Consider the following 10,509-nt stretch of genomic DNA (forward strand, 5'->3'; position numbering starts at 1 on the left):
ACATGAGCGACAACCTTCCTGGCGGCGCACTGACTCCCGCCGACGGCCTGACCCTGAGCCGGATGGGCTACGGCGCGATGCAGCTCGCCGGCCCGCACGTCTTCGGCCCCCCGCGCGACCACGCGCAGGCTCTCGCCGTGCTCCGCGAGGCGGTCGACCGGGGCGTACGCCACATCGACACCAGCGACTTCTACGGCCCGGTGGTGGTCAACGAGCTGATCCGCGAAGCGCTGCATCCGTACCCCGACGATCTGCACCTGGTCACCAAGGTCGGCGCGCGGCGCGGCGACGACGCCTCCTGGCTTCCCGCGCTCCGACCGGACGAGCTGAAGGCCCAGGTCCACGACAACCTCCGGCACCTCGACCTGGACGTCCTCGACGTGGTCAACCTGCGGGTCGGCGTGGCCGAGGGCACCGGCGACGATCCCCTCTCCGAGCAGTTCGGCGCCTTGGCCGAACTGCGACAGGAAGGGTTGATCCGACACCTGGGGCTCAGCAACGTCACGCTCGCCCAACTCGACGAGGCCCAGGCCATCGCCCCGGTGGTCACCGTGCAGAACCTCTACAACCTCGCGAACCGACAGGCCGACCCGCTTGTCGACCGGTGTGCGGCCGAGAACATCGCTTTCGCCGCGTTCTTCCCCCTCGGCGGGTTCACGCCCCTGCAGTCCGACACACTCAACGCCGTGGCCGACCGGGTGGGTGCCTCGGCGCAGCAGGTGGCCCTGGCCTGGCTGCTGCAGCGCTCCCCCACCATGGCGCTGATCCCGGGCACGTCGACGCTGGCACACCTGCGGGAGAACCTCGCCGCGGCCGACCTGACGCTGCCGGCCGACGCGATCGAGGACCTGGACACGATCGGCGACTGATCGCGGAGCCGGGCGTCGGCGCGTACCCCCGGCTCGTGCTTGTGCCGGCGGCGGCCCGGCGCCGGCCGGCCAAGCCGGTGCTCACGCGGCCCGCGCCTGCCGCCGGACCGGCCGGCCGGCGGTGGCGCGGCTCGCGTCAGTGCTGGTGGGGGCGGTTGCGGATGAGGGTGAGCGCGAGGACGGCGGTGACGAGGAAGACGATGCCGGTGACCCGCAGACCGGCCTGGACTCCGCAGGTCATGGCCTCCGCGAACGCCGACCGGACCGGTTCGGGCAGCGGCTGGCCGCCGGTCGCGCCGGCGGCGACCGCCGCCTGCACGGCGCTCCGGGTGGGTTCGCCCACCTGGTGGGCGGCGAGGCGGTCCGGCAGGTCGGCCGCCATCGTGGTGGTGAGCAGCGTGCCCAGCAGGGACGAGCCGAGTACCGAGCCGACCTGGCGGGAGGCGTTGACCGCGCCGGAGGCCATGCCGCCCTGGGCGGGAGCCACGCTGGCCAGCGCCGCCGCCGTCGCCGGTGCCACCACCAGACCGCTGGCGACGCCGAACAGCACGAACAGCGCCCAGCGGTGGTCGAACGTCGTGGTCGGGCCCTGCGCCGCCAGCCCGAAGGTGGCCACCGCGCCGAGCACCAGGCCGAGGGTGAGCGGCGCCTTGAATCCGGTACGCCGGATGGTCCGCCCGGCGGCGAAGGCCACGAGGACGTACGCGCCGAAGAGCACCAGCATCCGCCAACCGGTGTCCAGCGGGCTGAGCGCCTGGGCACGTTCGTGGAAGAGGACGAGCAGGATCGCCACACCGGTGAAGCCGAACAGCGACACCGCGGCGACGACCATGACGGCGCTGAACGACGCCGAACGGAACAGCCGTACGTCGAGCATCGGCGCACTGGTGCGCAGCTCGATCAGCACGAACGCGACGAGCGCGACGGCCGAGACGATCCATGCGGTCGACACGACTCCGCTGGTGTAGCCGTCCCGTCCGCCCTGGATCATGGCGTAGACGGCGGCGGCGATGGCGACGGTGCCCAGCAGCAGACCGGGCAGGTCGAGTCGGCCCGCGCTGGGCCGCGACTCGGCCACCCCGATCGCCGTGACGACAAGGGTGATCACGCCGAGCACGATCGTCGACAGATAGACGGTGTGCCAGGAGTGCTGACGCAGCAGCACACCGGCGATGAGCGGACCGATCGCCAGACCGATGCCGGAGGCGGCCGACCAGGCGGTGATGACCTCGGTACGGCGGTGCGGGTCGGTGAACGTCGCGCCGAGGATCGCCAGGCTGTTCGGCAGGATCAGGGCGCCGCCGAGGCCGGCGACCAACTGCCCGACGATCACCCAGGCCACGGTGGGCGCGCTGGCCACGGCGACGCCACCCGCGATCATCGCGAGGATGCCGGCGCCGAACATGCGCCGGCGCCCGTAGCGGTTGCCCAGGGTGGCGGTGGACAGCACCAGGCTCGCGACGACCAGGGTGTAGGCGCTGGGGATCCAGATCACGGTGGTGGGGTCGACCCGGAGGTCGGCCTGGATGGTGGTCAGGGCGGAGACCGTGGCGGTGATCTGGAGGAACGTGATCATCGCGCCCAGACACATGGCGATCAGGGTCACCGGGCGGGAACCGCGAACGGCCGTGCGGGTGCTGACGGCGGGTCCGCTCGGGGCCGTGCTGCTGGTGGTCACTGGACGTCCTCGGGTCGGAGGTTAGCTGACTTACGCATAGCTAAGCCAGGGTAACGCCCAATGATTTACCTGGCTAGCTTCAACGCAAGCCAGGTAAGCTGGACCACATGGAGGACCTACGGGACAACCGCGAATCCTGGTCGATGGAGAACTGCTCCGTCGCACGAGCGATGGACATCGTGGGCAGCCGCTCGACCATTCTGATCATGCGTGAGGCGCTGCTCGGCACGCGGCGCTTCGACGACTTCGTCCGCCGCGTCGGAGTCGGCGAGCCCGCCATGGCGGCCCGACTCAAGGAGATGGTCGCCGCCGGCCTCCTCGAACGGATCCCCTACCGGGAGCCGGGCCAGCGCACCCGCCACGAGTACCAACTCACCCGCAAGGGCCACGACCTGCTGCCCGTCATCACCGCGCTGCGCAACTGGGGCGACACCTGGAGCGCCGACGAAGCCGGCCCCGGAATCCGCGCCACCCACCACGACTGCGGCGAGCCGGTCCGCGCGGTGCTCCGCTGCGCCGCCGGACACGACGTCGAGGACGGCGAGATCGACATCACCGCGGGGCCGGGCCTGATCCGCCGACAGTGACGCCTCGCGCCGGCTACGCCCCCGAGGGGAAGATCGATCTTGGTCAGTGAAAGTGTCGTACAGGTGTTCTAGTTTCGGGTCATGGTGGAGGAGCTGGCGGAGGCAGAGGCTGTGGTCGCGGCCTGCGCCGACGCGGCGGTCTGGGCCCTTCCCGCAGATGACCTGGTCGCTGCGCTCGACACCGCGCACCGCATCGAGCAGCGCCTCGCCGCCGTCAAACTGGCCCTGATCCGGGAGGTAGACGGCAGGGGCACGGCGACAACCCGGGGCGCGTCGTCCACGGCGGTGTGGCTGCGCGAACGCCTACATCTCAGCGTCCCGGCCGCGCGCCGTCTCGTCGACCTCGCCGCCGCACTCGACAGCGGCCATCCTGCGGTACGACAGGCACTCGCCGACGCCGACATAACTCTCGACCAGGCCCGAGTCATCGCCGACACCGTCACCACCGTCAACAGCACCGCCGGCGCACAGGCCGCCGACAAGGCCGTCACCGTGCTCGTCGACTGGGCCGGGCAGTTCGACCCCACTCTGTTGCGCCGGCTCAGCACCCGCATCCTCGACCACGTCGCACCCGATATCGCCGACGCACTCGCCCGCGCCGCCATGGAGGCGCAAGCCCGCCGATCCGCTCGGGACCGGCACGTCACGCTGTCCCAACTGTCCGACGGTCGACTCCGGCTCAGCGGTTTCCTCGACGCCGAGACGGGCGGCCTACTGCGCGCCGCGATCGATCCGCTGACCGCCCCCGGCGGCGCCGACGACACACGCAGCCCTGGGCAGCGCCGCCATGACGCGCTCGGCGACATCTGTCGGCTCGCCCTGCGCACCGGGGAGCTACCCGCCAACGGTGGTGACCCCGCCCAGATCGTCGTCACCACCGACTACGACACACTGACCGGGCAACTCAGCGGCGGTCTCCTCGACACCGGCCCCACGCTGACCCCGCAAACGGTGCGTCGCCTCGCCTGTGACGCCGCCATCCTGCCCACCGTTCTCGGCGGCATCGGCCAGGTGCTCGACGTCGGCCGGCAACGCCGCCTCATCAGCGGGCCGCTGCGTCGGGCACTCGTCCTACGCGACCGGGGCTGCGCCTTCCCCGGCTGCGACCGCCCACCCCGCTGGTGCGACGCCCACCACATTCGACACTGGGCCGACGGCGGCGATACCAGCCTCGACAACGCGGTTCTCCTCTGCGGCCACCACCACCGCCACGTTCATCACGGCGACTGGAGCGTCCGGCTCGGCGGCGACGGCCACCCGGTGTTCGCTCCACCCGCCTGGCTCGATCCCGCACAGGTTCCCCGCCGCAACCACTATCACCCACGCAGATAAGCCGACCCGCTCCGACGAGCGAGCCACCGCAGCACGGGCACGGCAACGGGCGGAATCGCCGTAGAAAATGACGCGCAAAGTACCCGTTGCGTTACGAGCTTGTTTCCAAGATGACAGCGAGGTTACGAGTGCTTCTGGAAGATCGGCGCCGATCCTACGTTTCGGCCACCGTCATCAGTCGTGACGGCCGGCACCGAACGTGGAGGCAACGACGTGCCACAACCGATCACACATCGGCCCGGACGGACCAGACGCGGCGTCGGCATGCTGGCCGCCGTGGCGCTGACCGCGGCCGGGCTGACCAGCCTGCCGGGTAGCGCCACCGCCGCCCCGACCAGCAGTGGCCCGACGGCCCGTTACCTGGTCCAGCTCGCCGAGGAGCCGCTGGCGACGTACACCGGTGGGGTCCCTGGGATCGCGGCGACGAAGCCGGCTCCCGGCGGCAAGCTGAACCGCACCTCCGGCACCGCCAACGCCTACCGCGAGCACCTACGGCAGAAGCGCTCGGCTGTCCTGGCCAGCGTCGGCGTGCCGGCCGACCGCACCCGGGTCACCCTGGAGACCGCGTTCAACGGCTTCGCCGCGGACCTGACCGGGCCGCAGGCGGCCCGGTTGCGCGCGACGCGCGGTGTGCGGGCGGTGTACGAGAGCCGCACGGTGCACGCAGCCACCTCGCACACGCCCGACTACCTCGGCCTCACCGGGAAGGGTGGGGTGTGGAAGCAGGAGTTCGGCGGGGAGTCCCGCGCCGGTGAGGGCGTCATCGTCGGCGTCATCGACAGCGGGTACTGGCCGGAGAGCGCGAGCTTCGCGGCGTTGCCCACGCCCCGACCGGACCAGGCGATCATCGACGCCAAGTGGAAGGGCACCTGCGATGTCGGCGTCGAGGCGCCGGTCACCTGCAACAACAAGGTGATCGGTGCGCGCTGGTACAACGACAGCGGCATCGCCGACGCGTTCCCGGACGACTACGCCTCGCCCCGGGACCGCAACGGTCACGGCACCCACACCGCCAGTACCGCCGCCGGCAACCACGGCGTACGGGCGACGCAGGGCGGCCGTGACCTCGGCAGCATCTCCGGCATGGCGCCGGCCGCCCGGCTGGCGATCTACAAGGCGCTGTACGACAACGGCGCCGGCTCGGCGTCCGGCACGGACATCGACATCGTGCACGCGATCGACGACGCGGTCGCCGACGGCGTCGACGTGATCAACTATTCGATCGGTGACGACAGCGAGCAGTTCGGCGCGGTCGACGCGGCGTTCTTCAACGCGGCGGCGGCCGGGGTGTTCGTGGCGGCGGCCGCCGGCAACTCCGGCCCGTACCCCAACACGGTCGACAACTCGACGCCGTGGGTGACCACGGTGGCCGCGAGCACCACCGACCGGCAGAACAACCGAACGCTCACCCTCGGTGACGGCACCCGGATCACCGGCGCAGGCCTGGGCGAGACCGGTGTCGGGCCGGCGCGGCTGGTCTTCGCGCGGGACAGCGCGCTCGACCCGGACGGCGCGTACGGCGCGGGTCTCTGTGCGGACGACACGCTGGACCCGGCCAAGGTCAAGGGCGCGATCGTGCTCTGCCTGCGCGGTGAGATCCCGCGTACCGACAAGAGCGTCGAGGTGGCCCGGGCCGGCGGCATCGGGATGGTGCTCTACAACGACGAGCTGAACTCGCTCAACGCCGACGTCCAGACGGTCCCGACCGTACACATCAACGAGGTGGACCTGGCCACGGTCACCGCGTACGTCGCCAAGGGCAACCCCACGGCGACCATCTCGCCGGCCAAGCTGGAGATCGTCGAAGCGCCGTCGGTCGCCGCGTTCTCGTCGGCGGGACCGTCGAACCTCAACGCCGGCGAGCTGCTCAAGCCGGACATCAGCGCTCCCGGGCAGGACATCGTGGCGGCGTTCTCGCCGTCCATCGGCGGGGAGGACTTCGCGCTGGAGTCCGGCACCTCGATGGCGGCGCCGCACATCGCCGGTATCGCCGCTCTGCTGCTGGCCAAGCACCCCGACTGGTCGCCCACGGCGGTCCGCTCGGCGCTGATGACCAGCGCCACGGACAAGACCGACAAGGGCAACCCGATCAAGATCGGCACCCGGGACGCCACCCCGCTGAACTACGGGGCCGGTCAGGTCAAGCCGGGCGGCGCCTTCGACCCGGGCCTGGTGTACGACTCCGACCAGCGGGACTGGATCCGGTACCTCTGCGGGGTCTCCGCCGACCGTGGCGGCGACTTCGGCCTCGGCGACCTGGAGGGCTGCGACACCACGGGCGCCATCGACACCGCACAGCTCAACTACCCGTCGATCGCGTTCGGCCGGATGGTGGGCAAGCAGACGGTCACCCGGACCGTCACCAACGTCGGCGACAAGACCAGCACCTACTCCTCCTCGGTGCAGGCCCCGCCGGGTTACAAGGTCAAGGTCACCCCCGCGAAAATGCAGATCCGTCCCGGTAAGTCCGCCCGCTTCAACGTGGAGATCACCAACACCGGCGGCGCGTTCGACACCTGGGCCGACGGCTCGCTCACCTGGAGCGACCAGTTCAAGCACCGCGTACGCACCCCGCTGATCGTGCACAACTCAGGGCTGGTCGCCCCCGACGCCGTCGTCGGCAAGGGGACCTCCGGCAGCGTTTCAATCGCCGCCGAGGTCGGCTACAAGGGCAGGCTGATCTCCCAACTCTCCGGCCTGACCTCGGGCACCAGCACGGCGGTGACCCTCAAGGGCGACGGGCCGAGCTGGGACTGGAGCACGTCGGACAACCTTCCGGTCCCGCTGCCCGCCTCGATCAGCAGGACCACCCTGCACGTGCCGGCCGGCACCCGCAGTCCACTCGTGCAGGTGACCTCGGCGCGACCTACCTGCTCCCACATCGACTGGGACGACGAGGAGGGGGTGATGGAGTGCACGGAGTTCAGCCTCAACGTCTACGACAGGAACGGGAAGTTCGTCACCGCCACGGCCAGCGGCCGTGACGGTGCCAAGGTGACGCTCCCGGACGGTGCCGGCGACTACATCGTGGTCGTGGAGCAGGAGTTCACCGAGAACATCGCGGACGGAACCAACGCGTACACCATCACCAGCTACCTGCCGGGCGCGCCGGGCACCTCGACCGGCCGGTCCACCATCGACCCGGAGCAGCGCAGCGTGCAGCCGGGCGCGACGGCGAAGCTCACCCTGCGCTGGTCGGGGCTCCTGCCGGGGCGGCGTTACATCGGGGTACTGGAGTTCCGCAACGGCGACGGGTCGCTCAAGACCGTGCCGGTCACCGTCCAGTCCTGACATCGGCGACGGCCCGGCGGACGGTGTGTGACCTGGGTCACCACCGGCCCGCCGGGCGGCCGACCGCCCACGCACGGGTGATCTGCTCGCCTCACGGTGAGCGGCGGCGACGACAACACGACGCGGGGCGGCGGGGGTTCCACCTCCGTTCGCCCCGCACGCCTGCGCGGACCCATCGAGTTCGTCGGACGCACAGCCGAACTGGCCCAGCTACGCCGCCTCGTCGAGGCCCCGCCGTGCCTGGTCCTGCTCGAAGGCGAGCCCGGCATCGGCAAGAGCCGGCTGGTCACCGAACTCCTCGCCACACTTGACGGACCGCACCTGGTCGGCGAGTGCGACGACGTGCCGGAGCCCTTTCCCTTCGGTGTCCTGCTGGAGGCCATCCGAGCGGGCGCGGACCGGCTCGGACCGGTCGACACCCTCAACCCGGTAGCGGGCGCCCTGGCGCCGCTCCTGCCCGAACTGGCCGACGCGCTGCCCGCCGCGCCGCCACCGTTGGCCGACCCGGCGGCCGAACGGCACCGCCTGCTGCGGGCCGCCGCCGCGGTGCTGACCGCGCTGAGCCCGGCCACGCTGCTGCTCGAGGACCTGCACTGGGCCGACCCGGCGACCTGCGAATTCCTCGGCTACCTCAGCGCCCGCCCGGTGGACGGTCTGGCCGTGCTGCTCACGGCCCGCACGCCGCCGCCGGGTGGCAGCACACCGATCCACGACGTGCTCTCGCGTACGCCCCGGGCGGTCACCCGCGTTCCGCTGGGTCCTCTCGACGCCGACGACGTGCGTCGACTGGCCGCCCGGACCCTGCGGTTGGACGAGCCGTCGCCCCGGCTCACCGCCACCCTGCTCGACCGCACCGCCGGCATCCCGTTCGTGGTGGAGGAGGTGCTGCGGACGCTCGCCGAGCGCGGCGGCGACCCCCTGGCCGACGACAGCGTGCCGTTCGTCCTGCAGGACGTGCTGCTCTGGCGACTACGCCCGCTCGACGACGCCACCCGCGAGGTGCTCGGCGCTGCCGCCGTGCTGGGTCGGGCGCCCGATCAGCGTGTCCTGGCCGCGGCGCTCGCCGCGGACCGGACGACCGTGGGCGCGGCGCTGGCCGCCGCGCACCGGGCCGGCGTGCTGCACGACGACGGCGAGGGGTTGCGGTTCCGTCATGACCTGGCCCGCCAGATCGTGTACCACCTGGTGCCCCGGGAAACCCGGGAGTGGTTGCACCTGCGCGTCGCCCGGGTGCTGGAGCAGGAGTTGCCCCGCCCGGTCGCCCAGCTCGCCCACCACTACCGGCTGGCGGGTAGCGGCGCCGACTTCGTCCGCAACGCCGAAGCCGCCGCCGACCTGGCCACCGAGCGCGGCGACGACGCGACCGCCGCCGACTTCCTGCTCCAGACGATGGACGTCGCCGAGCTGCCCCGGCCGGTACGGGCACGGCTGGCCGGCAAACTCGGGCGGTCGGCCATCGACGGGCTCAGCCAGGCGACCGCGATCCCGGTCCTGGAACGGCTGTTGGCCGACCGCCGGCTGCCGCCCGGCACCCGGGGTGAACTGGGTCTGGTGCTCGGCCGGATGCTGCGTCAGCAGGGCGAGGCCCTGCGCGGGTACACCGAGATCGAACGAGCCGTGCCGTACCTGCGGGCACCGCGCCGCCGGGCCCCGGCCCTCGCGGTGCTGGCGGCCCCCGACACGGTGGTCGGACGGCACGTCGACGACCACCTGGCACGGTATACGGAGGCGGAGGCCGCCGCGGTCGCCAGCCGGGACCCGGCGGCGCACCTCGCGGTACGCATCGCCCGCGCCTCGCTGCTGCTGGAGCTGGGCGACCCGGGCGCGTGGGCGATCGTCGAGGAACTGCGCTGCTCCGCCGACCTGGTCGACCGACCCCGCGAACACGCGCGGGCCTGCCTGAACTGGGCGCAGGGCGCGCTGCACGCCGGGCACCTGGCCCGGGCCACGGCGCTTCTCGCGGATGGCCGCGAGCTGGTCGAGGAGACCGGTTACCAGCGGCTCGCCTCCCTCGTGGAGGCGACCGAGCTGTCGCTGGACCGGGCCGCCGGGCGGTTCGACGGGTTGGCCGAGCGGCTGTCCCGGCTGGTGGTCAGCGCCGAGCGGATGCCGGTGACCCTGATCGACGCGCGGGCCGACCTGGCCACCGTGCTGGCCCGCACCGCCACGGGCGACGACGAGGTACGGGCGGCCGACGGCGCGCTGCGTCTGGTGGTGACGGACGCGCGGCGGGTCGGCGCGATCTGGCCGCTGGTGCAGGCGCTCTCGGCGCTGGCTCGGCTGGTCCTGCGCGGGCGGCCGGACGAGGCAGTGCGGCACGCCACCGAGGCGCTGACACTGGTGCGGGCCAAGGGAATCCTGGCGTGGGCCGCAGATGCTGTTGTGGTGCTGGCAGAGGCGGCCGCGCTAGCGGGCGATCCGGGGCGCGCCGCGGAGGCGGTCGCCGAGCTGGAGGCCGGGATCGCAGGTAGGGACGCGCCGCTCGCTCTCGCCGCGCTGCGCCGGTGCCGGGAGCTCGTCCCGGCCTGAGCCGACCAGCGCGGCCGGTTGCCGCAGGGACGAGACGGCGCAGACCCGGCCAGGCCAGGCCCAGGCCCGGACCGGCGCAGGCCCGGACCGGCGCAGACCCGGACCGTGGGTGGTACGGGTGGCGGGGCGCCCCGGGGCGGGCCCCCCCCGGTCTCTTATACACCACTCGCCGGGGCGAGTCAGATGACGCGGCCGGCGGCCGCGCCCCCGGGTCGATCACGCG

The 10,509-nt window shown here is 72.4% G+C and carries 6 protein-coding genes; 5 read left to right on the forward strand and 1 reads right to left on the reverse strand.

The genetic code is table 11. The annotated features are described in order from the left end of the window. Positions 1-2: 2 nt before the first annotated feature. Complete coding sequence (locus ACLQ25_RS05985) at positions 3-869, forward strand: oxidoreductase (RefSeq protein WP_425729866.1); 867 nt, start codon at positions 3-5, stop codon at positions 867-869. 136 nt (positions 870-1,005) lie between these two features. Here ACLQ25_RS05985 and ACLQ25_RS05990 read toward each other — a convergent pair whose 3' ends face one another. Further along, entirely contained in the window at positions 1,006-2,547 is a 1,542-nt protein-coding gene (locus ACLQ25_RS05990) for an MFS transporter (protein ID WP_425729868.1), read from the reverse strand. A gap of 107 nt (positions 2,548-2,654) precedes the next feature. On the opposite strand from ACLQ25_RS05990, the gene ACLQ25_RS05995 reads away from it, so the two are divergent. The 4 genes from ACLQ25_RS05995 to ACLQ25_RS06010 all read left to right on the forward strand — a co-directional run bounded on the left by ACLQ25_RS05995 (position 2,655) and on the right by ACLQ25_RS06010 (position 10,286). Next, on the forward strand, positions 2,655-3,134 hold the full coding sequence (locus tag ACLQ25_RS05995) for a winged helix-turn-helix transcriptional regulator (RefSeq protein WP_425729870.1): 480 nt from the start codon (positions 2,655-2,657) through the stop codon (positions 3,132-3,134). An 81-nt stretch (positions 3,135-3,215) separates the two neighbouring features. Then, positions 3,216-4,466, forward strand: coding sequence for a DUF222 domain-containing protein (locus ACLQ25_RS06000; protein ID WP_425729872.1), 1,251 nt, complete (start codon positions 3,216-3,218; stop codon positions 4,464-4,466). 213 nt (positions 4,467-4,679) lie between these two features. Further along, positions 4,680-7,757 (forward strand): S8 family serine peptidase, encoded by a 3,078-nt coding sequence (locus ACLQ25_RS06005; RefSeq protein ID WP_425729874.1) that lies wholly within the window; start codon positions 4,680-4,682, stop codon positions 7,755-7,757. Between the two features lie 96 nt (positions 7,758-7,853). Further along, complete coding sequence (locus ACLQ25_RS06010) at positions 7,854-10,286, forward strand: ATP-binding protein (protein ID WP_425729876.1); 2,433 nt, start codon at positions 7,854-7,856, stop codon at positions 10,284-10,286. Positions 10,287-10,509: the final 223 nt, after the last annotated feature.

This window comes from Micromonospora sp. DT44 (assembly GCF_049841635.1).
In the GTDB taxonomy this organism is placed as follows: domain Bacteria; phylum Actinomycetota; class Actinomycetes; order Mycobacteriales; family Micromonosporaceae; genus Micromonospora.

Coding starts and splice junctions, on each gene's coding strand:
- ACLQ25_RS06000 (WP_425729872.1), top strand. CDS start 3,216: ATGGTGGAGGAGCTGGCGGAGGCAGAGGCTGTGGTCGCGGCCTGCGCC.
- ACLQ25_RS05985 (WP_425729866.1), top strand. CDS start 3: ATGAGCGACAACCTTCCTGGCGGCGCACTGACTCCCGCCGACGGCCTG.
- ACLQ25_RS05995 (WP_425729870.1), top strand. CDS start 2,655: ATGGAGGACCTACGGGACAACCGCGAATCCTGGTCGATGGAGAACTGC.